The following is a 25,610-nucleotide window of genomic DNA, read 5'->3' on the forward strand; positions in this document are numbered from 1 at the left end:
AAATGGCAAATGAAGAAAAAGAGCACATTATCATTCCAGGAGAAGATGGAGAAGAGAATCTGTTTGAAGTACTAATGACGATTGACGGAAGCACCACTCCGACAGGCCATTCTTACATTCTGCTCGTACCAGCTGGTGACGATCAAGAAGATGAGGAGAGCGAAGAGCAGGAAGTTTTTCCTTTCCGTTTTGTAGACAAGGGTGAAGAGGAAGACGATATCGAGCTTTTCCCTCTTGAAACAGATGAAGAATGGCAAATGATCGAAGAAACACTAAACGCTTTTCAAGATGAAGAAGAATAATCGATTGGCAGCTAAAGTCTAACTTTAGCTGTTTTTTTTATGACATTGGAGCATACTAAAGGTCTTATCACTTCAAATCCCTTTATCTGGGAGTTGTGTCCGGCTGCAGCACTAGGATCCGCAGGGCATAAGTCCGGCATCGATTAATGATGAACTTATTCTATATCGGACTTTAACAGAGACGCTTGCGCTTTTCTTAATTATGGAAGCTAGACATGATTTTTACTTATCAGTATAATTAAGCAGATGAAGGGAGAGAAAAAGGGTGTTAATATTAAATACGGTTTCGGGAGGTCCTCTTGATTCCGGCGGGAAAAACCGAAAAAGAAATACAGCAGTCGTTCTATTTCTGATCTTTGTGATCATTGCTGCAGCTGCTGTATATGGATATACATACATAAAAGATGCGCTTGGACCTGTAAACAAACATAACGATAAAAAGATTACGGTAGATATACCGATTGGTTCTTCAGTTTCCACTATCGGAAAAATTTTAGAAGACAAAGGGCTGATCACCAGCAGCATGGTCTTTCAGGTGTATGCCAAATCTAAAAAGTCTGGAAATTTGCAGGCTGGCGTCTATGACCTTAAGCCTTCAATGAATGTCGATCAGCTGATCGCCGCTTTAAAGAACGGTAAAGTATTTCGCCATCCTGAAACCTCCTTCACCATACCTGAAGGGTTTATCATTCCGCAAGTAGCCGAAGTAGTGGCGAAAAACACCGGCCAAAGCAAAGAACAAGTAATGAAGATTATGAACGACAGAACATTTGTGAAAGAGCTGCAGGCACAGTTTCCTATTATTGATAATAAAGTTTATGACAAAAAGGTCTATTATCCTCTTGAAGGGTATTTGTTCCCTGCAAAATATGATTTCGATGAGAAAAAACCTGATGTAAAAGCGGTTATAAAAAAAATGGTGGAAAAAAACGCAAAGGGTCATGGATAACTACCAGGCTGAAATTAATAAAAGCAAGAAAAAGCCTTATGAAGTTCTGACTTTAGCATCAATGATTGAAGAGGAAGCTCAAAGGCCAGAAGATCGGCCTAAAATATCAGGTGTTTTTTACAATCGGTTAAAAAAGAAAATGACGCTTGATTCCGACCCAACCGTTAAATATGCACGTAAAAACTTTAAAGTACAAGTTCTCTACAAAGAACTAAAGTATGACTCACCTTATAATACGTATAAATATCCAGGGCTGCCCATTGGCCCGGTGGCATCTCCAGGAGAAGAATCGATTAAAGCTGCACTGAAGCCAGAACCGTCGGGATATTACTTTTTCTATGCCCGCCCAAACGGTCAAGTGATTTATACAAAAACATACAAGGAACATACAAAGGTCGTTCAAAAATACCGGGATGAATGGCAGGCGCACGCAAGGAAAAGCTAAAAAGAAAACATAACATTATGCTTTTATGATATAATGTTCCGGGTTAAGTAAGGAGGCATCGCCTTGATCACAAAAGAAGTACAGGACTATATCGAAGAATTAATTCCTGATCGAGATCCGAGAATAGTGGAAATTGAGGAGTATGCAAAAGAGCATAGTGTTCCGATCATGGAGCTCGTCGGCATTGAAGCCTTGCTTCAGCACCTCCGAATTATCCAGCCGAAAAAAATCTTGGAGGTAGGGACAGCCATAGGGTATTCTGCGATTCGTATGGCAGAAGCTGTACCGGATGCTTCGATCGTTACCATTGAGAAAGATCCGGAACGATACGAGCTGGCTGTGGCCAATATTAAGGAATTAGGATTAACGGACAGAATAACTGTATTGCTGGGTGACGCCAATGAATTAGCAGCAGAGGCAGAAAAACATGCACCCTTCGATGTTGTATTTATAGATGCCGCAAAAGGACAATACCAGCGTTTTTTTGAGAACTATGGAAGACAACTTCGGCCGAAAGGCATCATGATCTCAGATAATATTCTCTTTAAAGGCTATGTTGCCGATGACAGAGAGGTTGGAACGAGACGGCTGGCATCCTTAGTCAGAAAGATTCGTTCTTACAATGAGTTTCTCATGAACCACGAAGAGTATACAACTGCCATTTTGCCTGTCGGCGACGGCTTAGCCATCAGCATGAAAAAGGATAAAGAGCAGCGTTAGGGAGATTGGAAGGAGAAAGTACATGGTACAAAAACCGATTGTCATAGGGGTAGCCGGGGGTTCAGGGTCTGGAAAAACTACAGTTGCCAAGGAAATCTACCGCCAGTTTGCCGATCAGTCGATTCTGATTATAGAGCAGGATTCATATTACAGAGATCAATCCCACAAGACGATGGACGAGCGTCTCAAAACAAATTATGATCATCCTCTGGCTTTTGACAATGAATTGCTTATTCGTCAAATAAACGAACTTTTGGAATATAAATCCATAGAAAAGCCGGTTTATGACTATACAGCACATACAAGAAGTGATAAAATTATCCCAGTCGAACCGAAAGATGTAATCATTCTTGAAGGTATATTAATTTTGGAAGATGAGCGTCTAAGGGACCTAATGGATATCAAACTATTTGTCGACACGGATGCCGATGTCCGGATTATCCGGCGTATGGTCAGGGACACGCGTGACAGAGGACGTACGCTCGAATCAGTGATCGATCAGTATACATCAGTAGTCCGTCCGATGCATAACCAGTTCATTGAACCTACAAAACGCTATGCGGATATCATTATCCCGGAAGGCGGACAAAACCGGGTAGCGATCGATTTGATGGTCACCAAAATTCAAACTATCCTTGAAGAAAAAGTAATCTTAAAAAAATGAGGCTGAGTCCTCATTTTTTCCGCATGGTTCGGTTTATTGCCACCAATAAATTTGGCAAGCGCTTTATTTTTTAGTAAGGTGTAAGAAATCCGATATACATATCAGATCTGTTTGACGACATATATAGTTATCAAGGGTACTGATTAATTGAAGGAGTGAATTCAGAATGTCAGAAGAGAAAAAACATTATATGACGCTTGAAGGCAAGCAAAAATTAGAGAACGAATTAGAACATTTAAAGACTGAAAAAAGAAAAGAAGTAGTAGAACGTATAAAAATCGCTCGCAGCTTCGGTGATCTTTCCGAAAACTCGGAGTATGATGCTGCAAAAGACGAACAGGCTTTTGTTGAAGCCAGAATCGTTCAATTGGAGAAAATGGTACGCGATGCCGTGATCATTGAAGAAAATAAAGCGGCAGGAGACAGCGTATCCATCGGAAAATCTGTAAAGTTTCTTGAGCTTCCAGATGGTGACGAAGAAACTTATATGATTGTCGGAAGCGCGGAAGCCGATCCGTTTGAAGGGAAAATCTCAAATGATTCTCCGATGGCAAAAAGCCTTTTAGGCAAGAAAGTCGGAGAGCAGGTTTCAGTACAAACTCCAGGCGGAGAAATAAGTGTACGAATTTTAGAAGTAAAATAAGGAAAACAGCGTCCTAGGACGCTGTTTTTTGTTTTAGGCAGGCAGCCCCTTTTTGGCTTGAAAAATCTTCAATGAAAAGTTAATTGAAGTGGAAGATGCGAGACTCCTGCGGGACTAGCGTGACAGGTGAGACTCCCGCCGGTGCCTGCACCCAGAGGCTCACCGCACGCCCCGCGGAAAGCGAGCAGCCTGGAACGGAAATCAACAGCTTACAGACTTCTTGGACAGCCCTTTTTGTTTTAGGCAGGCAGCAAGTTTATTTATAGCCGGGAGAGACCACAATGAAAATGAGGTGGTCTTTATGAAAAGCATTCATAAACGCATAGTGATTTCCGGCTTGCTATTTCTTTTGGGTTTGTTTCTCCTTGCCGGGCGCCTGATTCAGATACAGCTAGTATCTACAGAATCCTTTTCAAAACATAAGGTCAATCTAATTGACGAGAGTGTAAGACAACGCACACATTCCTTTACAATCAATGAAGGAAGAGGGCTGCTGCTTGACCGAAATGGCGAGATGATCTCCGCGGAATTAAAGCCAGCTGTTATTTTATTCCCTTTTTTGCAGGGTGAAGCGAAGGCCATCGATAAAGTGGCGGATGTGCTGGGAAAAAGTCCTACTGTAATTCGGAGAGCGGTTGAAGGGCACGAAGAACCCTTCGTTATCGCTGATGAAAAAGATGATATTACGACCCAGACAATGGAAAGAATCAATAAATTAAAGCTTCCAGGAGTTTATGCTCATTATATTGCAAGAAATAAGCACTCGGAGTTTGCCAGTTCCTTGCTCGGCGTAACGGGACAAGCCCCGGAAGTGATCAAGAAAAATTATAAAGATAAACTTGATAAAGGGATGATCAGTGTTAATACAAAAATTGGAAAAACGGGATTTCAGCAGGCGTTTGATCCGTTCTTGATCTCTGAAGGAGAGACGAAGCTGATCTATCATGTTGACCGGTCAGGGTCTCCCCTTTTCGGTCTGGACGTTAAATACCTTGCTCCATCCAATCCCTTTTATCCAGTTAGTGTGAAAACCACGGTAGACAGCAAGCTGCAGGCCATTCTTGAGCGTGCTGTTGACGTAAGCGGCATAAAAAATGGCGGAGCTGTACTGCTTGATGTTTCGAGCAATGAACTGCTTGGTATGGTAAGCCGGCCATACAAAACAGGCTTAAGCAAAAACCAGATGCTGACTCGGCATGCTCCGGGTTCTGTTTTTAAAATCGTGACGGCGGCCGCTGCCATTGAGCATAAAGATCTTCAAAAAGAGAGGACGTTTGACTGTGACCTCGGGATTGATGGGAAGAAGGCCAAGCATCCACTAGGAAATTTGGACTTTAACAGCAGTTTCTCACAAAGCTGCAATCGGACATTCGGCCTGCTGGCTAATGATATGATGAATAAAGATCATAGCATGTTGGATGACTATGCCAAGAAGCTTGGCTTGACCGGCAGATCAGGCTGGAACGGGCAAGTTTATCATTATCAAGACTTCAAACAGTTTCCGGAAGAAGAGTATGCAACGATCTGGGCTGACCGCTACGACAAAAATCAGCCATTAGCCATCTCTCAAACGGCAATCGGCCAAAAAGATGTCCAGGTTACACCTTTATCCGTTGCAAACATGATAGCTGGCATCGCTCGTGGAGGAAAAGTGGAGGAAGTGAAAGGTGCGACAAAAATCCTGTATAAAAACGGGAATACCTTGCTTACTTTTCAAGACCATAAGAAAAAAGCAGAAATACAGCCTTATACTGCACAAAAGCTTCAGATGCTGCTTCGTGGCGTTGTAACCGATCCAAAGGGAACAGGGAGGGCGTTACAGGGTCTGCCATATGCAGTCGCGGGCAAATCCGGAACGGCAGAAAAAGGGAAAGCTAATACTTCAAATAAATGGTTTGCCGGTTATTTTCCTGCCGACCATCCAAAATATGCACTCGTTGTTGTTGATTTAGATTATACAGGTGCACGTACAACTGTTATTTCGGCTTATGCCGATATTGTAAAAAAGATTTACAATAACGATAAAGAAAAATAATAAGTTCTGCTACATACTCAAAATCTCAAACTTGTCGAATTCGTTTATCGTGGTAAAATTGATATAGCGAAACTTTTTTAGGAGGTTTGTATGAGCAGAAAACAATACCGTTCACGCTTTGAAAAGCGAAAACAAAATCGAACGTTAAACATTGCAATCGGAGTAGTTATCCTATTGATTATAATTGTCGGAGCTAACATATTCATGAACGGAGGCAGCAGCCAGACGTCTTCTTCTCCTGCTCACGGTAATCAGGATAAGAAAAACCATTCCTCTTCCTCTAAAACCGATACAAAAAAGAAAGACGACTCGATCGTCGTAGATGAAGATAAGAACAAAGATTCCTCTGGTACGGATCAGAATTCTTCTTCGCAGAAAGATGACAGCGAAGATAAAAATAAAGATGATGCGGCTAAAAAAGAGACCGATAAACCTGAAGGGGGAGGCCCAGATGGTCCTTGGGATCCTGTGGGAACTTCACAAACAGGCGCACACACCAAATCGTACGATAAAGGAACTCCGGACTGGAACGAACAAACAAAGGCTTTATCCTATGCAACAGGAATACCCGAGGATCAAATGACATTATTGTGGCTGGGTAATGGAGGGGCACCGGACAAATCGGTAGGACGTGTCCTTTCAAAGAAAGATGGAAGCCGCTATGAAGTTCAGCTTCAATGGGAAGACGGCAAAGGCTGGAAACCCACAAGCGTTACAAAAAATTAATAAAAGCATAAGCCGTCTGAACATTTGTTCAGACGGCTTTTTCCTTAATTTTAGCCCCAAAATGAGAGTGCCGTTTGATTGATTATTCCTGATTTCTGTGATATCTTGGAACCTGTAAAGTTTTAATTCATAGTATAGTGATAGGAATTATATATTTTAAATAGACGGAGTGGGATAAATGGGCAGAGAATTTATTTCTTTATTTGATGAGTGGGCAGAATCATACGATCAATCAGTGTCAGGCCAAGATGAAGAATATAAGGAAGTATTTGAACGATATGGAGAAATTCTTGAAGCGGTTGCCTCAAGGACGACAGGAACTGTTGCAGAATTTGGAGTGGGTACTGGAAACCTGACCGAAAAACTGCTGGATACCGGGAGGACGGTTTATGGTATTGAACCTTCAAAAGGCATGCGGGAAAAGACAAAAGCCCGTTTTACAGACCTCCAGCTTTTTGATGGAGACTTTTTGGCATTTCCAGAACTTCCTGGAGAGATTGATGCTATCGTAAGCACCTATGCTTTCCATCACCTTACAGATAAAGAAAAAGACTCTGCTATCCAATTATATAGCCAGATTTTAAAGGAAAATGGTAAAATTGTATTTGCGGATACAGCTTTCATTAATGAGGCGGACCGGCAGGAAAGGTACCGCATCGTAAAAGAACAAGGTTATTTAAACCTGCTGCAGGATCTTCAGACGGAATATTATACGACGCTTGAAGTGCTGAATGAAATTTTTCAGAAACATGGTTTTGAAGTTTCTTTTGAAAAATTAAATACCTATGTCTGGCTGATGGAAGCTGTTAAAACGAAAAAAATTTAACAGAATATATTGGAGTTGTCGCTATGAAAATTGGAATAATCGGTGCTATGGAAGAAGAGGTCATCATTCTTCGGGATAAACTATCACACAGGCAGGACAAAACGCTCGCCGGCTGTGAATTTTATACTGGTAAGATTGATGGACTTGATATCATTCTCTTGAAATCGGGTATCGGTAAAGTAAATGCCGCTATTGGAACAACGTTGATGATTGAGATGTTTCAACCAGACTGCATTATAAATACAGGATCGGCTGGAGGGTTTCACAAAGACCTGAATGTTGGAGATGTCGTAATCTCAACGGAAGTTCGCCATCATGATGTGGATGCAACCATCTTTGGCTATGAATATGGGCAGGTTCCACAGATGCCGGCCTACTATGTACCGGATGCCGATCTTGTTTCCATCGCTGTAAAAAGTGCGGAGAAGGTAAGCGGAATACAAGTAGCAAAAGGTCTGATCGCTTCAGGTGACTCGTTCATGAGCGATCATGAACGAGTGGAATTTATCCGGACAAAGCTTGCGGGATTGTATGCAGCAGAAATGGAAGCGGCGGCGATTGCTCAGGTTGCCTATCAGTTCAAGGTGCCGTTTGTCATTATCCGATCTCTTTCAGATATAGCCGGTAAAGATGCCCGCGTATCTTATGACCAATTTTTAGATACTGCCTCCAAGCACTCGGCAGAATTGATTTTATTAATGATAGAGGAGTTGAAACATAATGGTTAAAAAAATGAATGTAGAAAGCTTCAATCTTGATCATACTAAAGTTGCAGCACCTTATGTACGTCTTGCTGGTACAACCCAAGGTAAAAATGGAGATGTTATCCATAAATATGATATTCGCTTTTGCCAGCCGAACAAAGATCATATGGATATGGCGGGGCTTCATTCAATCGAACATTTAATGGCGGAAAATATCCGTAACCATCATGATTCAGTGGTGGATATCAGTCCAATGGGCTGCCAAACCGGATTCTATCTTTCAGTCATTAACCATGACAACTATGATGAAATCCTTGAGGTCCTAGAAAAAACATTGCATGATGTTCTAAAAGCGGAGGAAGTACCTGCCTGCAACGAAGTTCAATGCGGATGGGCTGCCAATCACAGCTTGGAAGGCGCAAAAGAGATTGCAGAAAAAATGTTAGCGAAAAAAGATGAGTGGAACAAGGTGTTTGCTGAATAAGAGGAGTTTGTGTGATGACGGTTTATAAAAATATACATGAGTTAATCGGTAATACACCGATGGTCCAACTGACTCAGTTCCCGTTGCCAAATGGGGTGCGGCTATTTGCCAAACTTGAATATTTCAATCCTGGAGGAAGCGTGAAAGACCGGCTGGGGAAAGAATTACTGGATGAAGCGTTCCGTACAGGAAAACTGGTGGAGGGCGGTACCATCATTGAACCGACAGCCGGCAATACAGGAATTGGTCTGGCATTGGCAGCTATTAACAGAGGTATTAACGTTACGTTTGTTATCCCTGAAAAGTTCAGTATGGAAAAGCAGGACATCATGAGAGCTCTAGGCGCAACCATTATTAATACGCCAACAGAGGAAGGTATAAAGGGAGCGATAAAGAAGACTGAACAGCTTCTTACTGAGATTCCTAACTCCTTTACTCCAGCTCAGTTTTCCAATCCGGCCAATCCCGCTACGTACTATAAAACACTTGGACCAGAAATTTGGCAGGACTTAAACGGCGAGGTTGACATCTTTGTTGCAGGAGCCGGCACTGGCGGTACATTCATGGGTACCGCACAGTTCCTAAAAGAAAAGAAATCGGAAATTAAAACGGTCATTGTAGAGCCAGAAGGGTCGATTTTGAACGGCGGCCAGTCAGGACCTCATAAAACAGAAGGAATCGGTATGGAATTCTTGCCAGGCTACATGGATTCTTCTTATTTTCAAGCGATCCATACAGTTAGCGATGTTGACGCATTTAACAGGGTGAAAGAATTGGCACAAAAAGAAGGCATTCTTGCTGCCAGTTCTTCAGGTGCTGCTCTTCATGCTGCATTGCTGGAAGCAGAAACAGCTCCTGCAGGTTCGTCAATCGTAACAATCTTCCCCGATGGAAGTGACCGATATTTAAGCAAAAAGATATACGAAGGAGGCATTTAACATGAAAAGGAAAACAAAATTGATACACGGCGGAATTCCGGGTGATCCAGCTACAGGCGCCGTGTCGTTTCCGATTTACCAAGTAAGCACCTACAAACAAGAAGAAGTGGGTGTTCATAAAGGATATGAATATTCCCGAACAGGAAATCCGACCCGTTTTGCACTAGAAGAGCTTGTTAAAGACCTTGAAGAAGGAAAAAGAGGTTTCGCTTTCGGGTCTGGTATGGCAGCTATTACAGCTGTTATGATGCTGTTCAGTTCAGGTGACCATGTGATCCTGACGGATGATGTATATGGCGGGACATACCGCGTTGTATCTAAAGTCCTCAACCGAATTGGTATTGAAGCCACTTTTGTTGATACAACCGATTTAAATGCAGTAAAAGAAGCGATCAAACCGAATACAAAAGCACTATATGTTGAAACACCGACAAACCCATTGTTAAAAGTAACCGATTTAAAAGCAGCTTCCCAATTGGCGAAAGAAAACAACCTGTTATTTATCGTGGACAATACGTTCAGCACTCCGTATTGGCAAACACCAATTACATTAGGAGCTGATATTGTTCTTCATTCGGCTACTAAATATATTGGAGGGCATAGTGATGTCGTGGCAGGTATCGTCGTTGTAAACGATGATAAGCTGGCTGAGGATCTTCACTTTGTTCAGAATTCTACAGGCGGGATCTTAGGGCCGCAGGACTCTTGGCTCCTTATCAGAGGTATTAAGACGCTCGGTCTTCGTATGGAAGCCCACGAGGCCAATACGAAGAAAATTGTAGAGTTTCTGTCCAATCATCCAAGCGTTGAAAAAATTTATTACCCTGGACTTGAAAGCCATCCTCAGCATAGCATCGCAAAAGCGCAGGCAGGTGGTTTTGGCGGGATGGTATCATTCGATGTAGGTAGTGTCGAGAAAGCTGCCCAAGTCTTGAAAAAGGTACATTACTTTACCTTAGCAGAAAGCCTTGGTGCAGTAGAAAGCCTGATTTCTGTTCCTGCTCAGATGACGCATGCGTCCATTCCTTCTGACCGCAGAGCAGAACTGGGAATCACTGATGGATTAATCCGCATCTCAGTCGGAATTGAAGATGCAGATGACTTAATTGAAGATTTGAAGCAGGCGCTTCAATAAGAGAAAAAACTCCCGGCAGATAGAACCGGGAGTTTTTTCATATATTTGTCAAATATTACGTAGTCGGCAGCCACCTGATATATGTTATTGTAAAATAAGAGGTTAGGAGGCTGATTAAGTAATGGATTCAAAAGTTATTCAAGATATTAAAGTTAAAATTCAGGATTATCAGCACTACGGGATTATCCTTTTATCATTAAGCTCGTTTCTTTATTTAGGAACTGTGATTCCTTTTGCAGGGAAAGATACAGCAGATGCGATTGTCTGCGGAGCAACTTCCATGACAGGGCTTGGTTTTACTGCTCTTATGTATTATCAAGCGAAGAGATTAAAGAAACGTTTACAAGAGATACAATAAATAAAAAAATCCGGCAGCCATGATGGGCTGCCGGATTTTTTTATCTGGATTAAGCGCCAGAACAAGGTACTAAAGCTTATAAGTCTTATATTGAAATACCGATGAATGTACCGATGCATAGCAGAAGACCAAAGCCTAAATGAAGCATTGCTGTGAGTCCGAGTGCTTTGTTCAGTTCTTTAGGCTCCCAGGTGCGGGCTGCTATTCCTACTGCTTTTAATGCAATCGGCAAAGAAACGATGGCGATCAAACTCCATGCAGGAAGCAGTGAAGCAATTACGAGCAGCAACAGGATAATATACGTACCAAGCATTAAAATATAATACTCGATTCGAGCTCCTTTTTTGCCGATTAATCCTGCTATCGTAATCTTATTGATCAATTTATCCGTATCGATGTCCCTCAGGTTATTGGCGTGCAATATGGCCATGATCAAGAAAGCATTTGGAAGTGAAATAAGTACCGTTTCCCAGTGAACCGTTAGCGTCTGGACGTAGTAGGAGCCAATAACAGCCAAAACTCCAAGTGTCGTTCCTGAAGCAAATTCCCCAAAGCCATTGTAGGCTAGCGCATAGCGGGTAGCTGTATAAAAGTACCCAATCAGGAGAGAAGGAATTCCGATATATAAAATAAAGCTGCCTGTCAGACTGGCCAAAATTAATCCGATAATACTTCCTAAAGCAAAGAAGATGAGTCCTGTAATATGGACTTGCACAGGTGTCATTTCCTTACGGTCAATCACTCCGGACGGGCTGAGCGAGCCAGGCTGATCAGCACCTTTTTTATAATCAAAGTAGTCGTTCACCAAGTTGGTCCCGCACTGCATGAATATAGCGCCGGCGAGTGTTAATAAAAAGATTCCCCAGTTGATCTCCGTCCATTTCATGGCGAGAATGGTACCGAAAAGCACAGGTATGATAGAAGCCGTCAATGAAAATGGCCGGGTAGAGGCCAATATAGTCTTAGGGCTTATCATAATCGTTCCCCCCTATCTTACGAAATACAAATTATTAGGCATATCCATTATAAAACAAATGTTTGTGAAAAAGTACACATAATGCTTGTGTTTTATACAAAAAATGAAATTTGTGATGGTAAGTATGGAATGTTTTTCTTTCTATGAAATTCCGCAAAACAACGGGTATCTTTCATAAGGAGGATGCATATAAATAAATTGTTTGGTAAAAGAGGTTTACAAGTTACCATGATGTGGTTATAATTACCATGTAAGAAAAATCAGAATTTATTGAAGGAGGTCGAACACCATGATGCAAAGTAAAACAATTTCAACTCTGAAGCAACTGAATAAATCAAATAGATGTTCGGCCGTTGGACAGTAGTCTTTTTTAACAATTCATTTGGATAAAAAAGCGCCGCAGGCTGAACGATGCCTGTGGCTTTTTTGTGCCCATTTTTGGGTTGGCCGCAGGGGATCTTGTACTGCGGCCTTTTTTTATAAATATCAACTTGAGGGAGGAGAGAAAAATGATGATTAGTATTGCTTTGTTGGCTTGGTTCTCTTTGGAGAAGGATATGACCTGTTGATTTTAAAATTAAAGGAGGATTTACTATGTTTACACTACAATTATTTTTTGGCACAATTACTGTTTCTTTCAAACGAAAAATCAGAACGCATCAAGAAGTTGTACATCAGCAAGAGGTGAATGAGAGGTTCGAAGCCAGCCGCGATAAAGTCGTGAATACGGTCCTAACCTTTTAGTAAAGTTTGACAATAAAAATTAATGGAGGGATAAATATGATGGTAAAAAGATACCTGGCGTTTCTAAATTGGATTATAACGGAGAAAGATACGACCTGAAAGGATAACCAGGAAGGAAAGGAGGAACCTGTATGTTTACACTAAACCTTTTCTTTGCTACGATTACCATTTCACTAAACAAGAATGAAATGACGTACAAAGAATATGTGCACCAGCAAAATGTAAATGACTTGTTTGATGCTGCTCATGCAAAAGCAATCGACGCGAATTACATTCGTTAATAGATAGAAAAAAGCCCTGGCTTGCGCAAATTATAGTGCGAGGCAGGGCTTTTGCTGTATGATGAAGATATAAATCATAAAGAAGGGTTAAAAGGGTTGAACGTTCATGAAAAAAGATATTCATTGCTGTGCCACCTGCATCAATTTTAAGGTTTCAAGAACGGAGCAGGGGATGAAATATGAGTGTACAAGGCTTGGATATGAAACCCAGCCTTCCTATAAATTCAACTGCTGGGAACCAAAGGATCACGTGAAAAAGTGGCTGGAAGAAGAATAACTTTACCAGCCTCTTCCTGCCCCGCCACCGCCGGAAGACCCGCCACCACCACCGCGCCGGCCACCGCCACCGCCTCTTGATATCATGGACAGGATCATGTAAGTCAGAAACCCATTAAAAAATTTTACATCCAAAAAGATAACCACTACGATGATAAGAATGTAAAACCACGAGAAAGGATCTTTTTTCTTTCCGTTAGGAGGAGGGTTATCCTGTCCCTTGTATTCTTGTGTGATCTCTTTAGCAAGAGCCTGATACGTTTGTGTGACAGCCGAGTCAGGCTTCCCTTGTTTCATATAGGGAATCGCATTTTCGTCCAGAATCCTTCCAGCTTTTCCGTCTGGAATAGCACCCTCAAGACCATATCCAACTTCAATCCTGATTTTCTTCTGTGACATGGCAACGACGAGCAGTACGCCATTGTCCGCTTTTTTCGTGCCAAGCCCGTACGTCCTATAGGCTTTATTCGCATAGTTCTCAATGGGTTCACTTCCAATAGACTTAACGGTCAGAACAGCAAGCTGTGCTGTCGTCTGATCTTCCAGCTGTCTTCCCAATGACAGCAGCTCTGCTTCTTGCTGTTGATTTAAGATGTTCGCGTAGTCCTGAACATAAATATCTCCCGTTGGAGCAGGTATCTTTGCTGCTGATACCGGTTCTCTGGCTGTTAGTATGGTGAAAAAGAGAAACACCATCAAAAGGAGGGAGAATCTTTTGGAAAGCATTATCCGTTTCCTCCAAAGTCTACTTTAGGGGGCTCTTTTGCGTTGGCATTGGCCTTAAAGTATTCTTTTTTATCAAATCCTCCTATCCCAGCAATTAACGCTCCAGGAAATCGTTTTACTTTTTTATTATAGGAAGCCACTTCCTGGTTGTAATCCCTTCTGGCTACGGCGATCCGGTTTTCGGTACCTGCAAGTTCATCCATAAGTTGAGTAAACTGTTTATCAGCTTTAAGGTTCGGGTACCGCTCCTGAATGACAAGAAGCCTGCTTAAAGCGCCGGTTAATTGGTCATTGGCTTGTGCCTTTTCCTGAGTTGATTGTGCACCGGCCAGGCGGGCACGCGCATCGGAAATATCCTTTATGACCTTCTTTTCATGTGAAGCATAGCCTTTGACGGTATTTACAAGGTTAGGCACCAAATCTACACGTCTTTGCAGCTGTGTCTCAATCTGCGAGTAGGACTGATCAACATCCTCTTCCTTGTTGACAAAACCGTTGTAGCTTGCTACAAACCAAATAACGATAACACCTATGATGACTACAGGCCATATCCAGCTTTTTTTCATATGTACACTCCTTCAGCAAATTTACATTAATTTTTAGTTTTCCCCTATCTTATGATTTAAAAACAGAAAATATGGCTTAGGCTTAACAAGATTAATATGGCTTAATAGAGGGTAAACACTCTATGTAGACGGATATAAAATGAAGGAGGAATAGACGATGAATGAAGATCAAACAAAAGGGAAAATGGATCAGGCCAAAGGTGAAGCAAAAAGAGAGCTAGGCAAGCTTACTGGAGATGAGAGAACAGAAGCAGAAGGCAACAAAGACAAAGCAAAAGGAAACATCCGTGAAGGTTATGGCGATGCCAAAGAAAAAGCAACAGATACAGTAAACAGCTTATTTGATAATAAAAGAGATTAAGTAAAAGTGAAACAAGGCCAGCTCCGAAAGGGACTGGCCTTGTTTTTTGATTAAATATCCCAATGTTGACGGAACCAAGTCACGAAACCGGCAATATTGTTTTGTACAGCCATTTCCACTAATCCCTTCTTGGTGAATAAATAAATTTTAATTACCCTTTAATTTTTGTCACAAAAAGAGGGAGTTAATTGTCTTATTAGTGATTGCAAATTAAGGAGGAATTGAGTATGGAAACAAGATTTTTAATGGGAAAGGTCAATCCAGGAGGTTATGAGGCAATGTTGAACCTGCGTTCTTTTCTCCTGAAGAACGAGCAGTGCCAGCGCTGCTGAATCGATCACACTCGTAGCTGTCTCCCATGTTCCAGATGAAGTATATAGGGAAGTAGCTGAACATTTTGAGGAAAAACAAATAGCGGAAATCATCATGCGAATCGTAACCAACAATGCATGGAACCGCATTGGAGTTTCCACAAGGTTAATGCCGGAATAGATCAGATTCATTAACTATTAAAATGCAAATGGAGATACGCGTATCTCTATTTTTATTGGAACGTAACAGGTTTCTTGACGAGGGAGCTGCTTTCCAGTAATGATAAAGGGTTTCCCAGCCATCAATAATGAATGCAAGGACCAAAGTGAAGGGGGTGACCAATAACACGAGTTTACATTTCTTATTTAAAAGAAATACACCTGCCAACCAAGGCAGCACCATATAAAGCAGATAAGAGGCCAACATGCCATCACCAAATTTATGTCTTTGGAGATAGCATGTTTCATCCTTTCATTCAAACGGGCATTTCTATTTTACAGGTGCAATAAAAAAGGAACAGTATTTTGAATTAATGAACAGTTGATGTAATCGAATATCCAGCTGTTCATCTATAGATTTCGGAATGGTTATCACGCCTTTTTTATTAATCTTTATATATTTGGCTCCCTTTACTTCGTTTATGGTATTGGCCTGAATGATGATGATCGAGTCGTCTTTTTTACATACAGTGAGGAGGTCATTTTCTGTTATATTAAATTCCTCTCTCCAAACGGCAGGCAGCAAGATGACACGATTTTTACCAGGCATATAGTATTTATCTGTCTCAACTATCAACTGTAAGACTCCCTTAATTAGTAGTTTTTAATAAATATTACCATGCCTAACATTTTTTCAAACTGATAAAAACGTTTCAATTTTACTCAGAAGATTTAGGTTAAAAGCTTTTAATTACTTAATTTCTGTGCGTAAACCGACTATTTACCTGCGAATATGGTAAATGGAACCAGTGTTTTCAGAAAACCTCTTTAAATACAGGACTAAAATCATCAGGTGAAAATGTAATAAAGGTAGGTGCTGATTGAGAAAAACAAAAAAAGAAAAAAGTATCTCATCGTTTATCAGAAGAGTTAGCCCTTTTACTAAAGTACGTCCCGAGTTTTAACTTTCGAGCACCTTACCAATACAGCCGCCAATGTAATAAAGGTTAATTGAAATTTTAAAAAAGCCAATATTTTTTGAAATACCTATTGAAACATTCAGAATATTATTGTAAAGTATAAATTACAATTTGATACGTGATTTGTTTTCTTATCAAGAGAGGTAGAGGGAATGGCCCGATGATACCTCAGCAACCTTCAGCCGCGGATGGCTGAAAAGGTGCTAAATCCATCAAGTTCGTTAATGAACTTGAAAGATAAGAAGAACGACAATTGATATTTCTCAAAAGTCTTCTTCTTAGAAGGCTTTTTTTATTTTATTTATTAGGAGGATCTCCATGTATAAAACGGAAACAAAGCTTGCTCAGATCGGCAACCGAAGTGAAGACCGGACAGGATCAGTTAATCCGCCCGTTTATTTTTCAACCGCTTATCGCCATACCGGGATAGGAGAATCAAGCGGGTATGATTACATACGCACCGGCAATCCGACACGCCAGCTGCTTGAACAGGCGATCGCGGACCTGGAGGGAGCGGACCAAGGCTTTGCTTGCAGTTCGGGAATGGCCGCGATCGCTACCATCCTCTCCCTTTTTCAATCAGGGGATGAATGGATCGTATCCAGCGATTTATACGGCGGTACTTATCGGTTATTGGAAGAAGGCTATAAAAAATGGGGGCTGTCCTGTAAATACACAGACACGGCGAATCCTCTTGAAATTAAACAGGCGATTACTGCGAATACCAAAGCGATTTTTCTGGAGACCCCGACAAATCCTTTAATGGAAACTTGTGATATCCAGGCGATTGCTTCTATTGGAAAGGAACATGGTCTCCTCGTGATTGTAGACAATACATTCTACACGCCTTTGCTTCAAAAGCCGATTGAACTTGGGGCAGATATCGTCATCCATAGTGCGACAAAATATCTTGGGGGACACAACGATGTACTCGCAGGACTCGTTGCTGCAAAAGGAGAAAAATTATGTGAAGAAATGTCCTATCATCATAATGCTACGGGTGCCGTTTTAAGCCCTTTTGACGCCTGGCTGTTGATGAGAGGCATGAAAACCTTGGCATTAAGGATGAAAAAGCATGAAGAAAACGCAAAGGCGGTCGTCGGTTTTCTCCAAGAACATGAAGCCGTTGCGGATGTGCTTTACCCGGGAAGAGGAGGAATGATCTCCTTTCGCCTTCGTAAAGAAGAGTGGGTGCCTGGCTTTCTGAAGGCTGTTTCACTGATCACATTTGCGGAAAGCTTGGGCGGAGTCGAAAGCTTCGTCACCTATCCGGCCACTCAGACCCATGCCGATATTCCGGATGACATTCGCATCAAGCGAGGGGTGTGCAACCGGCTCCTTCGGCTGTCTGTTGGAATTGAAGATGAAAATGACCTTATAGATGACTTATCGCAAGCACTTCAAATTGTTCAGAAGGAGGCAATCCCCCATGAGTGACTATTCCTGTTATAATTTTCAAACCAAATTGCTGCATCATAAGCATAAAACCGATCCGACAACTGGTGCGGTCAGTGTACCGATGCACCTTTCTTCAACGTTTCATCAGGAGGATCTCGACAGTTTCGGAAAATATGACTACAGCCGGTCAGCCAACCCGACAAGAGAAGCGTTGGAGGAGCAGATCGCTCTCTTGGAGGGAGGCTGCCGGGGATTCGCTTTCTCTTCAGGAATGGCCGCTATATCGACAGCTTTTCTGCTCCTTTCTCAGGGTGATCATGTTGTGATTTCAGAAGATGTTTATGGCGGTACTTTCCGAATGGTAACACAAGTGCTCACAAGACTGGGGATTACCCATACTTTTGTAGACATGACTGATCTGGATGCAGTTGAGAGAGTCATTCGTCCGAATACAAAAGCTTTTTACATCGAGACACCATCCAATCCACTGTTGAAAGTAACGGATATACAGGCGGTAAGCGAGCTTGCAAAAGAACAAGGAGCACTGACGTTTGTGGATAATACGTTCTTAACACCGGCTCTTCAGCAGCCTTTGCAGCTTGGTGCAGATATCGTTCTTCACAGTGCTACGAAGTTTCTTGCCGGCCATAGTGATGTCGTTGCAGGACTTGCGGTTGTAAGGGATGGAGAGCTGGCAGAACGCCTTTATTTTCTGCAGAATTCCTTCGGAGCCGTGTTAGGGGTACAGGATGCCTGGCTTCTCATGCGCGGTTTGAAAACGTTGTATGTCCGGCTTCGCCATTCCTCAGAGGCAGCTGGTAAACTCGCTGATTACCTAAATCATCATCCTCTTGTTAAAAAGGTACATTACCCGGGGCTGAAAGAGCATTCCGGTTATCAATTGCAGCGCCGGCAAGCAGAAGGGCCTGGAGCTGTCTTTTCCTTCGAGCTTGAAAGCGAACAGCTGGTAAGGCCGTTCACTTCGCACCTTCAGATTCCGGTATTAGCGGTAAGCCTTGGAGCAGTAGAGTCCATATTGTCTTATCCGGCAAAAATGTCACATGCTTCAATGCCAGAGCATGAACGAAGGAAGAGAGGAATTACCAATACGCTTTTCCGTTTTTCAGCAGGGCTTGAAGACCCTGAAGACCTGATTGCTGATTTCGAGTTCGCATTAGCTCAAAGCACGATCCAGGCACTTGCAAAATAGAAGGTCATCGGATTTTGATTGCCGATGGAGCAATGGGGCATAAGAGCCCATGTTTCTCACGAGCCATAAAAAGTGGCTCTTTTTTTTGAATTATGCCTCATCGTTTTGTTTATAAAGAGGGACAGCAACTCAGTGTTTGCTGAAACACTGAGTTGCTGTCCTATGAAAAGGCAAAATGTCTTAAACCTGATTTTTCGTCCGTTTATATTTATATCCGACTAATCTTCGTTCAGACTGGATATCGTCCCATCTTTCACTAAACCAGTAGTTGAAGTATCATTACTGGTTATTTTCTCTGGTTCCTCTTGCTTCTGATCAGAGGCAAGAATTCTTATCCGACCATGAGTATCATGTTTAGACTTCATCATTTATCCCCTCCTAATTTTCCGCTTTATAAAGCATTACTGATTATTGGGCTGTTGTTGATTCTGTCCCTGCATATCAGTTCCCAATCCCATCATATTTGAAGCAAGCGGCATCATGTTTTTCACTTTTCCTCCATTGCCACTCAGCATTTGATACGCAGCAATACCCACTCCTACCGAAGCGATAATTGGTAAAATGGTATTCATATTTGTTTTCATCAACATCATCCCATTTTAGATTTTTGTCCATTGCTGAACCATATTATTTTGTCTAAAACAAACTGAATAAATTAAGTCGATTATTACCAATGAATAATAATCGGAGAAATTCTCCTTTGATGCATAATCCGGGGGGGATTCCAAAAGATAACGATAAAAGAAAGGAGAGAACATATGAATAAAAAACGAAATCTTATTCAATTTTTGGTGATCGTTTTCATGGTAGCTGTTTTAACAGCCTGTATGAATAACCGAGATAATAAGCAGGGAATGGATAATCAGAACAGAAATATGAGGAATATCAGTACTGATGAAAATACAGGTGACAATAATAACCAAGACGACCGGCTGGATGTTGCAGATGAGGCTGCTGATCAAGTTGTCCAGCTTCCGGAAGTACGTCAGGCGAACGTCATCGTTACGGGTAATAATGCCTATGTGGCAGCTGTTTTGGAAGATGGAACAAACGGCAAGCTGACAAAGGAAACCGAGAAAAAAATAGCAGACAGAGTAAAAAGCACAGATCCTGATATCAAAGACGTATTTGTGTCCACTAACCCTGACTTTGTGGATCGTGTTCAAAAGTACGTGAACGATGTTCAGGTCGGAAAACCTGTTAAAGGTTTCTTTGAACAATTCAGCGAGATGGTTCGCAGATTATTCCCAACACAAAGATAAAAATTTCGGACTAAAAAATGAGGAAAAAGAGAAAATCACTCTTTTTTCCTCATTTTTTTATGGCTGGCAATAAGACCTTATTTGAATAGTTTTATTCATTCTGTATAGTTCTCAACAAACTGTACAATCAGCCGATTTAGTTCATCCGCTGCTTTTGTGGGGATCTGGTGTTTGACTTTGGGAATTAACTTTAGTTCATTATAAGGCAAATTTTCATGAAGGAGCTTAGCATAAATGTGAAAGGGCTTATCTTTTTTACCATAGACCAGCAGGAAGTATGAGTAATTTTACTTCCAAATGGATAAAGTAACAAAGAAAATAATGAGAGGGGGCTGTGTATCAGTGGAAAACACAAGTGATTTTGTAGAAAAATTGCACGAAAACCAGGAAAAAGCCGAAAAAAATAAAAAGCATCAAGGCAAAGGTAATCCAGGGACCAAGCTGCCAAATAAGCAGCACGGTACGAACAAATAGCTTTTGGGTACATTTATTTTATAGAAGAAGGGGCTGTCCAGAAAGTCGAAAATTGACCTTCAGGCAGTCCTTTTTTGGCTTGAAAAATCTTCAATGAAAAGTTAATTGAAGTGGAAGATGCGAGACTCCTCGAAAATGAACTTCACATTTTCTTCGTGCGATATAATTCATTCATTATCCGTACCTACACGTCGTGCCATATTAGATGTATTGAGAGGTCGAGAGTTGGCTTCTAGTGACATTGCTTCACACTTTGAGTTATCAGCGCCTGCAAGTGCTGCATGACTCAGGCATGGTGGTTGTCCGCAAATCAGGAACTAAACGTTACTATCGAATCAGAAGGGAAGGTTTCGCAGATTTAAAAGAATTCGTAGATACCATTAACAAAATATGTAAGTGGATAAGAAGTAGAGAAAGAGGGAGAACTCCATGTCTTTCTCTTTTTTTTCATTTGGATTGCCTAAAAGACATTTCACTTTATTAAACAAAAAACAGAAACTATTACTGAATATGGGTGTTTTCTAACACTAGTACCTTTTCTTGGGTAGAATGAGCCTTTTCTTTTGTATGATGAACTAATCTTATAATTTCACCCTGAGCCTGCTTGGCACCCTTTACTAATAAGGGAACACCCAATGAATCGATTTTTAGCCTTCTAGATAATAAGCCTCCAATTGTCATGGATAACGGTACAGTTGGTGATGTATTCGAAAAAATAATCTTTTCATTACTATTAAATTTTTCCTGTAACAATAAACTTAAATTTTTGAGGCTTGGAACTAAAACTTTTGAATTTCCTCGACCAATTGTATAAACTGAATCTCCGTTTTCATCAATACCATGAAATATAATTTTACCCATATCTGATGTATTAAGTTTATTAAAATATCTGACGCTTAAGATATCTTCGGTTGTAAGAGGTTTGTTACTTTGTAATTCTTTTAAGTGATAGGCAGCAGCTAAAGAAGTAGTATGCGTTCCACCATAGTCATTATAAATATAAATCATGTTTTCCTCCATCATCAGTAACGACTTGAGTATTTCTTTATTTTTAGCTATCCATAAAGAAATCATACTTAATGAGTACAGGGGTAGATGATTAGAAAGAAGATAGTGGGGTGACGATAAAAACCATCTATAAATATTTCAGGTAATTTTAAACCATGAAGGAAAGATAATTTTATTGATTCCCAGCGCCCTATAGACTGTCCTAATTAATATCTGCAATCTCTACTGAGAAATCCCTTTGGTTCAAGCATAGATAAAAATAATTGTAAATCCTCCGATCAATCCTCCGTGTATAGCAATACCTCCAAACATTGAAAAAATAAAGCTATAAATTGAGAACTCACAAAAAAACAAATATCTTAAAAAAAAGCCTATTTTAAGGCTTCTTTTTGTGCTGTTATCCTTTTGGCTACAAACTCTTCTGGTATCTCTAAATTATTACTTTTTTGACTGTCATCAGTATGACCTAAACCGTTGTAAATTTTTGCTCTTTTTGAAAAAAGTAATAAGCACTTCAGAAGATTGATTGTCAAAAGAGTAATAACGCTTTCTACATCTAAATATTGACCTTTTAAAATGGCTGCCATACAATTGTTTTTGCTTGATTGTATCGTTGCTCCACTTCTCTCCAATCCACGATTTTCCACCAATTATCAATATATTTAGCTCGTTCATTTTTATATTGCAGGTAGTAGGCATGTTCCCAAACATCTAGAACAAGCAACGGAATAACATCCCATTGAGTCAGATTCTGATGCTTTTCAGCAGTTAAAATCTCTAAACGATGGGATCGGGGGGCCCAAACGAGAATCGCCCAACCAACAGCTTCAACATTTTTTGCTGCTTCGGAGAATTGCTTTTTAAATTTTTCAAAGCTTCCAAATGTGTTATATATAGCTCTACTTAGATGTTCTGATGGTATACCCCCGCCATGCGGACTCATAATACTCCAGAAAATTGTATGTAAATAGTGACCGGAACCGTGAAACGCTGCTTCTCTTTCCCAATGCTTAATCAAATGAAAGTCTCCATTTTCACGTGCTTTTTGCATTTCTGATTCTGCTTTATTAAGTCCATCTACATAGCTTTGATGATGTTTATCATGATGTAATCTCATGATTTCTTCTGAAATGACAGGCTCTAAACCATTATATGGATAAGGAAGAGGAGGTAATCGATGTCCCCCAATTGGGACGACTTGAATTCTTTCATCTTCGTAATGACCGGATAACGGTTCAGCTCGGTATAAGAAGCCAATAAGGTTATCATATAAGGAGGCTGCTTTCTTACTTAATTCATGATGATCATGTATGCGGTTTTCCATTTCTATCTCATTTTTTAATAATAAGAAGGTGTCTTCCCATTGTTGAAGAATAGGATTTTCGATATTTATTAACTGTTCTCGAACTGATTCCCAAGTTATTTTGATATCTTCACACCATTTCAATAATGACTCTCGATACGTTTTTTCATTTATATGCAATTGTTTCGCCTCCTAGGTAACCTGTCACTAACAAGATATGAGTAATTACCGTAAAAATTCACAGAGAAACATTAATAGGGAGTCACTGAGCCAGCACAGCCTTTCTTTTTTGTCTCTCTTTTAATTTCGGTAGTTACTAAGTGAACAAGCGAAACCCTGAAATTGACCAAATAAGGTCAAATTCAGGGTTTCTGAAATACACAAGGAATGAAAGTGGAAAGGGCGGTTTTCCATTTTATTTAGGTTTTCTCCCATTATCTAATGTCATTTGTCAATTTGGTGACATAATTTATGAAGAAGAAGCAAATCTTGCTACAAAAAAACAAAAGGAAGAGCAAAGAGAATTGATGAAAAATTATGTGATTTATACTGAACAAGGGTATGTGAAATATGCTCAGATTACAGATAACGAGGGACATGTCGCAGTATGGAAGGCTCTTTATACGAGTAACCTGAAGTATTAGTATATACCGAAGAAAGTTACAGGGAAGATAAAACCGACTGGGAAACATTCTTGAACACAAAGGAAGATGAGGGTTTTTCTTTTGTGGAAATCGAATTTAAAATTAGGCTGTTTTCGTAAAGTTTATTGCTAACCTACTTGATTGTGATCCGAGTCCCGTCAAACTTAGTAAATGAGAAACCAGTGAATTTCTCATGGTAGGTCGCGCTATAGTCCCTAAGAATGCTGATTGCGACAGCTTCCCCAAGCTTCAACCCCTCGATCCCATCTGAACGCCAATGGACGCCGGCTGTGTTGCGGCCTAGAGAGATATTGGCGGCAAGTTTATTCAATTCCCCGCCTATGGTCAATGGTTTTCCTGAATAAGGAAGCAATGAGAGGCCATCCCAACTGGCGGTGACTGGATTTGGAATTTTAAATGATTCTTTAAAGAATGCTTTGAGAACGGTGGCTCCGGCCCCAACGATGGCTGCGTGGCCTGCTGGATAAGCCGGATGAATGGGGCAGCCTTCCGGATAGGCCATAGGAAGCAAGTAGCTGCGGAACTGGCTGAACACTTTTGAAATGACCTGGGAATGGAGGAGTTCTGAGTTTATCGGGTAGCTTGCAGCACCCATCAAATGGTTGTGGACGCGTCCTCCGAACTCCTCGGGACGGAGTCTGCGGTGGACAAGAAACTTTTGGAACCAAGCGGCCTCAAGTGCTGCCCGCGCCACTTTAGTAACTAAATCCAGAATATGCGGGGCGCCGAAGGTAATAAAACCATCCTGAGTTTCTGATTTAAGGTAGGGATTGTATATATCCAATGCTTCCCTGCCGAAACTGAGCAGAACTAAACAAGCGGAAAGCGGACCCTGGAAGGAAAAGTCCTGATGAACATATTCACCCAGATCCCTTCCATTGCGGATATAGCGGGGTGTGGGGTCGAATAACGGTGCAGCAGGAGTTGAGCCGTTCTGGATCTTCAGCCATTGATCATAGGATGTCATATGATCAGACCCCGCCAAAGTTGTACGATAACGCTGAATGATTGTTGTCCCGCCATAGGGGACGTTTTTCAAAAGAAATTGCGAAATATAGGGACCTGTTAGGTCACCAGGTGTAATCCCGCGAAATAGTGTACCCGTTGTGACTTTGCCGCCAATTTTTGGCCCGCGAAAATCAGTGAATGACGATAACTCTGAAGCTGCCTCAATGGTCAGTGGATTGGTGCGGTACTCATGAAAAGACACATCGCGGGTCAGCGCCTGCCAATATAGTTCAGCCATCTCACCAGCCGCCCAAGCACTTTTGAAGGAAGGAGGAACAGCAATATCCAAGTTGTGGCAATCCGTTCCCGCAAGATCAAATACATATGCGGCTTGAGGATTTGCAATCTTGACGTCACCGCCGAGAGGAATGGATTCTAAATGGTCTTTGTTACCGGTTTTTAGAGCCTTAATTAGTTGGTTATAGGCCTGAAGGTCAACCTCTCCAAGGGAATTATGTGGCAGCCCCTTAGAAAAGCTGGCAATTTTAGTTGGATACAATTGTTCGTCACCATTACATGGGTGTTCAGTAAGGGGAAGCTCCATTTGTGAACATGCTGCCTTATGACGAACACGAAATGCTTTCTCACTGCGCTTTTGTCCATTTAAAGGTCCGATTAAACACTTTTTTTTATTATTGGACTTGTTTCTTTTTGCCATCTTATCACCTTTTTTATTTATCATGTTACTAGATAGAAATCCTACTTTCTCGATGTCCCTATCTGATGATTTGGCCATCCTGATTTCCTGCTTCAATCCGTTCATACTATTCATTTTTATTTTAAAAGTATAGGTTGTTCACCAATATGAATTACCCAATTATTCATTATTTCTACAAGAGTAGTTTTAGTAAAAATCAATATGTACTTGAAATCACGGCAAAAATAGATTTGGAAAATGAACATTACCTTGATATATTTGTGGAAAAAGAGGACAAGGTTATGTACCCCTGCCTTGGAAGAGAGGTTTGTTTAA

General features: G+C 41.1%; 35 protein-coding genes, 1 pseudogene and 1 riboswitch. Of the genes and pseudogenes, 24 read left to right on the plus strand and 12 right to left on the minus strand.

The annotated features are described in order from the left end of the window. The first annotated feature begins 2 nt into the window (after positions 1–2). The 6 genes from OKX00_RS08500 (at position 3) to greA (ending at position 3,723) form a co-directional block, all read left to right on the plus strand. Positions 3–302, plus strand: a complete 300-nt coding sequence (locus OKX00_RS08500; protein ID WP_062234246.1) for a DUF1292 domain-containing protein — start codon at positions 3–5, stop codon at positions 300–302. A 265-nt stretch (positions 303–567) separates the two neighbouring features. After that, the gene (mltG, locus tag OKX00_RS08505; RefSeq protein WP_265410106.1) at positions 568–1,251 is read left to right on the plus strand and encodes an endolytic transglycosylase MltG; all 684 of its coding nucleotides are present in this window, start codon (positions 568–570) and stop codon (positions 1,249–1,251) included. Beyond that, a complete protein-coding gene (gene mltG, locus OKX00_RS08510; protein ID WP_265410107.1) occupies positions 1,244–1,696 on the plus strand; it encodes an endolytic transglycosylase MltG in 453 nt (150 codons plus the stop codon). Before mltG (OKX00_RS08505) ends, mltG (OKX00_RS08510) begins: the two co-directional genes overlap by 8 nt. 63 nt (positions 1,697–1,759) lie before the next feature. Next, complete coding sequence (locus OKX00_RS08515) at positions 1,760–2,416, plus strand: O-methyltransferase (RefSeq protein WP_265410108.1); 657 nt, start codon at positions 1,760–1,762, stop codon at positions 2,414–2,416. Positions 2,417–2,438: 22 nt separating this feature from the next. Beyond that, positions 2,439–3,080 (plus strand): uridine kinase, encoded by a 642-nt coding sequence (gene udk / locus OKX00_RS08520; RefSeq protein ID WP_265410109.1) that lies wholly within the window; start codon positions 2,439–2,441, stop codon positions 3,078–3,080. Between the two features lie 166 nt (positions 3,081–3,246). After that, a complete protein-coding gene (gene greA / locus OKX00_RS08525; RefSeq protein ID WP_053357747.1) occupies positions 3,247–3,723 on the plus strand; it encodes a transcription elongation factor GreA in 477 nt (158 codons plus the stop codon). Positions 3,724–3,802: 79 nt separating this feature from the next. Here greA and OKX00_RS08530 read toward each other — a convergent pair whose 3' ends face one another. Continuing rightward, on the minus strand, positions 3,803–3,928 hold the full coding sequence (locus tag OKX00_RS08530; protein WP_265408679.1) for a hypothetical protein: 126 nt from the start codon (positions 3,926–3,928) through the stop codon (positions 3,803–3,805). Positions 3,929–4,024: 96 nt separating this feature from the next. Between OKX00_RS08530 and OKX00_RS08535 the strand changes: the two genes are divergently transcribed. The 8 genes from OKX00_RS08535 (at position 4,025) to OKX00_RS08570 (ending at position 10,929) form a co-directional block, all read left to right on the plus strand. Beyond that, positions 4,025–5,758, plus strand: coding sequence for a peptidoglycan D,D-transpeptidase FtsI family protein (locus tag OKX00_RS08535; protein WP_265410110.1), 1,734 nt, complete (start codon positions 4,025–4,027; stop codon positions 5,756–5,758). Positions 5,759–5,848: 90 nt separating this feature from the next. Next, positions 5,849–6,484 carry a YrrS family protein gene (locus OKX00_RS08540; protein ID WP_265410111.1) on the plus strand — a complete coding sequence of 212 codons (636 nt, stop codon included), beginning with the start codon at positions 5,849–5,851 and terminating at the stop codon, positions 6,482–6,484. A gap of 178 nt (positions 6,485–6,662) precedes the next feature. Further along, complete coding sequence (locus OKX00_RS08545; protein WP_265410112.1) at positions 6,663–7,310, plus strand: class I SAM-dependent DNA methyltransferase; 648 nt, start codon at positions 6,663–6,665, stop codon at positions 7,308–7,310. 23 nt (positions 7,311–7,333) lie between these two features. Beyond that, entirely contained in the window at positions 7,334–8,038 is a 705-nt protein-coding gene (mtnN, locus tag OKX00_RS08550; protein WP_091004293.1) for a 5'-methylthioadenosine/S-adenosylhomocysteine nucleosidase, read from the plus strand. Then, entirely contained in the window at positions 8,031–8,498 is a 468-nt protein-coding gene (locus OKX00_RS08555; RefSeq protein WP_053357752.1) for an S-ribosylhomocysteine lyase, read from the plus strand. The genes mtnN and OKX00_RS08555 overlap by 8 nt, the downstream gene beginning before the upstream one ends. A gap of 14 nt (positions 8,499–8,512) precedes the next feature. Beyond that, positions 8,513–9,436, plus strand: coding sequence for a PLP-dependent cysteine synthase family protein (locus OKX00_RS08560; protein ID WP_053357753.1), 924 nt, complete (start codon positions 8,513–8,515; stop codon positions 9,434–9,436). Between the two features lies 1 nt (position 9,437). Beyond that, entirely contained in the window at positions 9,438–10,571 is a 1,134-nt protein-coding gene (locus OKX00_RS08565) for a bifunctional cystathionine gamma-lyase/homocysteine desulfhydrase (RefSeq protein ID WP_265410113.1), read from the plus strand. 121 nt (positions 10,572–10,692) lie between these two features. Then, positions 10,693–10,929, plus strand: coding sequence for a YrhC family protein (locus OKX00_RS08570; RefSeq protein WP_053357755.1), 237 nt, complete (start codon positions 10,693–10,695; stop codon positions 10,927–10,929). 85 nt (positions 10,930–11,014) lie between these two features. Here the strand turns inward: OKX00_RS08570 and menA are convergent, their stop codons facing one another. Next, complete coding sequence (menA, locus tag OKX00_RS08575; protein WP_062234273.1) at positions 11,015–11,905, minus strand: 1,4-dihydroxy-2-naphthoate octaprenyltransferase; 891 nt, start codon at positions 11,903–11,905, stop codon at positions 11,015–11,017. Positions 11,906–12,499: 594 nt separating this feature from the next. Between menA and OKX00_RS08580 the strand changes: the two genes are divergently transcribed. The 3 genes from OKX00_RS08580 to OKX00_RS08590 all read left to right on the plus strand — a co-directional run bounded on the left by OKX00_RS08580 (position 12,500) and on the right by OKX00_RS08590 (position 13,207). Next, a complete protein-coding gene (locus OKX00_RS08580; protein WP_175501805.1) occupies positions 12,500–12,649 on the plus strand; it encodes a hypothetical protein in 150 nt (49 codons plus the stop codon). A 131-nt stretch (positions 12,650–12,780) separates the two neighbouring features. Beyond that, complete coding sequence (locus OKX00_RS08585; protein WP_082316189.1) at positions 12,781–12,930, plus strand: YrzI family small protein; 150 nt, start codon at positions 12,781–12,783, stop codon at positions 12,928–12,930. Between the two features lie 106 nt (positions 12,931–13,036). Further along, complete coding sequence (locus tag OKX00_RS08590; RefSeq protein WP_175501806.1) at positions 13,037–13,207, plus strand: hypothetical protein; 171 nt, start codon at positions 13,037–13,039, stop codon at positions 13,205–13,207. A gap of 2 nt (positions 13,208–13,209) precedes the next feature. On the opposite strand, the gene OKX00_RS08595 is transcribed toward OKX00_RS08590, so the two are convergent. Both OKX00_RS08595 and OKX00_RS08600 read right to left on the minus strand, forming a co-directional pair. Continuing rightward, positions 13,210–13,932: a TPM domain-containing protein gene (locus tag OKX00_RS08595; RefSeq protein ID WP_265410114.1), complete on the minus strand. Its 723-nt coding sequence runs from the start codon at positions 13,930–13,932 to the stop codon at positions 13,210–13,212. Then, complete coding sequence (locus tag OKX00_RS08600) at positions 13,932–14,498, minus strand: LemA family protein (protein WP_091004306.1); 567 nt, start codon at positions 14,496–14,498, stop codon at positions 13,932–13,934. The genes OKX00_RS08595 and OKX00_RS08600 overlap by 1 nt, the downstream gene beginning before the upstream one ends. Positions 14,499–14,655: 157 nt before the next feature. On the opposite strand from OKX00_RS08600, the gene OKX00_RS08605 reads away from it, so the two are divergent. Continuing rightward, positions 14,656–14,859, plus strand: a complete 204-nt coding sequence (locus tag OKX00_RS08605; RefSeq protein WP_062234282.1) for a CsbD family protein — start codon at positions 14,656–14,658, stop codon at positions 14,857–14,859. Positions 14,860–15,660: 801 nt separating this feature from the next. Here the strand turns inward: OKX00_RS08605 and OKX00_RS08610 are convergent. Continuing rightward, positions 15,661–15,966, minus strand: a complete 306-nt coding sequence (locus OKX00_RS08610; protein ID WP_265410115.1) for an AbrB/MazE/SpoVT family DNA-binding domain-containing protein — start codon at positions 15,964–15,966, stop codon at positions 15,661–15,663. A 471-nt stretch (positions 15,967–16,437) separates the two neighbouring features. Next, a riboswitch (SAM riboswitch) is annotated at positions 16,438–16,553 on the plus strand. Between the two features lie 74 nt (positions 16,554–16,627). On the opposite strand from OKX00_RS08610, the gene OKX00_RS08615 reads away from it, so the two are divergent. Together OKX00_RS08615 and metC are read left to right on the plus strand one after the other, a co-directional pair. Further along, a complete protein-coding gene (locus tag OKX00_RS08615) occupies positions 16,628–17,746 on the plus strand; it encodes a methionine biosynthesis PLP-dependent protein (RefSeq protein ID WP_265410116.1) in 1,119 nt (372 codons plus the stop codon). Then, entirely contained in the window at positions 17,739–18,917 is a 1,179-nt protein-coding gene (metC, locus tag OKX00_RS08620; RefSeq protein ID WP_265410117.1) for a cystathionine beta-lyase, read from the plus strand. The genes OKX00_RS08615 and metC overlap by 8 nt, the downstream gene beginning before the upstream one ends. Positions 18,918–19,135: 218 nt before the next feature. On the opposite strand, the gene OKX00_RS08625 is transcribed toward metC, so the two are convergent. Together OKX00_RS08625 and OKX00_RS08630 are read right to left on the minus strand one after the other, a co-directional pair. Then, positions 19,136–19,285 (minus strand): hypothetical protein, encoded by a 150-nt coding sequence (locus OKX00_RS08625; protein WP_256226161.1) that lies wholly within the window; start codon positions 19,283–19,285, stop codon positions 19,136–19,138. 33 nt (positions 19,286–19,318) lie between these two features. Next, on the minus strand, positions 19,319–19,501 hold the full coding sequence (locus tag OKX00_RS08630; protein WP_265410118.1) for a hypothetical protein: 183 nt from the start codon (positions 19,499–19,501) through the stop codon (positions 19,319–19,321). Positions 19,502–19,675: 174 nt separating this feature from the next. Between OKX00_RS08630 and OKX00_RS08635 the strand changes: the two genes are divergently transcribed. Further along, the gene (locus OKX00_RS08635) at positions 19,676–20,179 is read left to right on the plus strand and encodes a YhcN/YlaJ family sporulation lipoprotein (protein WP_265410119.1); all 504 of its coding nucleotides are present in this window, start codon (positions 19,676–19,678) and stop codon (positions 20,177–20,179) included. Between the two features lie 95 nt (positions 20,180–20,274). On the opposite strand, the pseudogene OKX00_RS08640 reads toward OKX00_RS08635, so the two are convergent. Continuing rightward, positions 20,275–20,451 (minus strand): annotated as a pseudogene (locus OKX00_RS08640) (alpha/beta hydrolase); the annotation flags it as partial. Positions 20,452–20,521: 70 nt separating this feature from the next. On the opposite strand from OKX00_RS08640, the gene OKX00_RS08645 reads away from it, so the two are divergent. Next, complete coding sequence (locus tag OKX00_RS08645) at positions 20,522–20,653, plus strand: DUF4023 domain-containing protein (protein ID WP_082316190.1); 132 nt, start codon at positions 20,522–20,524, stop codon at positions 20,651–20,653. 135 nt (positions 20,654–20,788) lie between these two features. Beyond that, positions 20,789–20,938, plus strand: a complete 150-nt coding sequence (locus OKX00_RS23320; protein ID WP_416054311.1) for an ArsR family transcriptional regulator — start codon at positions 20,789–20,791, stop codon at positions 20,936–20,938. 216 nt (positions 20,939–21,154) lie between these two features. On the opposite strand, the gene OKX00_RS08650 is transcribed toward OKX00_RS23320, so the two are convergent. From OKX00_RS08650 to OKX00_RS08660, 3 genes are all read right to left on the minus strand, one after another. Further along, positions 21,155–21,661, minus strand: coding sequence for a DUF3189 family protein (locus tag OKX00_RS08650; RefSeq protein ID WP_265410120.1), 507 nt, complete (start codon positions 21,659–21,661; stop codon positions 21,155–21,157). A gap of 371 nt (positions 21,662–22,032) precedes the next feature. Further along, positions 22,033–22,248: a hypothetical protein gene (locus OKX00_RS08655; RefSeq protein ID WP_265410121.1), complete on the minus strand. Its 216-nt coding sequence runs from the start codon at positions 22,246–22,248 to the stop codon at positions 22,033–22,035. Further along, entirely contained in the window at positions 22,233–23,144 is a 912-nt protein-coding gene (locus tag OKX00_RS08660) for a superoxide dismutase (RefSeq protein WP_265410122.1), read from the minus strand. The genes OKX00_RS08655 and OKX00_RS08660 overlap by 16 nt, the downstream gene beginning before the upstream one ends. A gap of 140 nt (positions 23,145–23,284) precedes the next feature. On the opposite strand from OKX00_RS08660, the gene OKX00_RS08665 reads away from it, so the two are divergent. After that, positions 23,285–23,608: a hypothetical protein gene (locus tag OKX00_RS08665; RefSeq protein WP_265410123.1), complete on the plus strand. Its 324-nt coding sequence runs from the start codon at positions 23,285–23,287 to the stop codon at positions 23,606–23,608. Between the two features lie 133 nt (positions 23,609–23,741). On the opposite strand, the gene OKX00_RS08670 is transcribed toward OKX00_RS08665, so the two are convergent. Then, positions 23,742–25,295 carry a vanadium-dependent haloperoxidase gene (locus OKX00_RS08670; RefSeq protein WP_265410502.1) on the minus strand — a complete coding sequence of 518 codons (1,554 nt, stop codon included), beginning with the start codon at positions 25,293–25,295 and terminating at the stop codon, positions 23,742–23,744. Positions 25,296–25,610 lie beyond the last annotated feature (315 nt).

The organism is Fictibacillus sp. KU28468, from assembly GCF_026153615.1.
Taxonomy (GTDB): Bacteria; Bacillota; Bacilli; order Bacillales; family Fictibacillaceae; genus Fictibacillus_C; species Fictibacillus_C marinisediminis.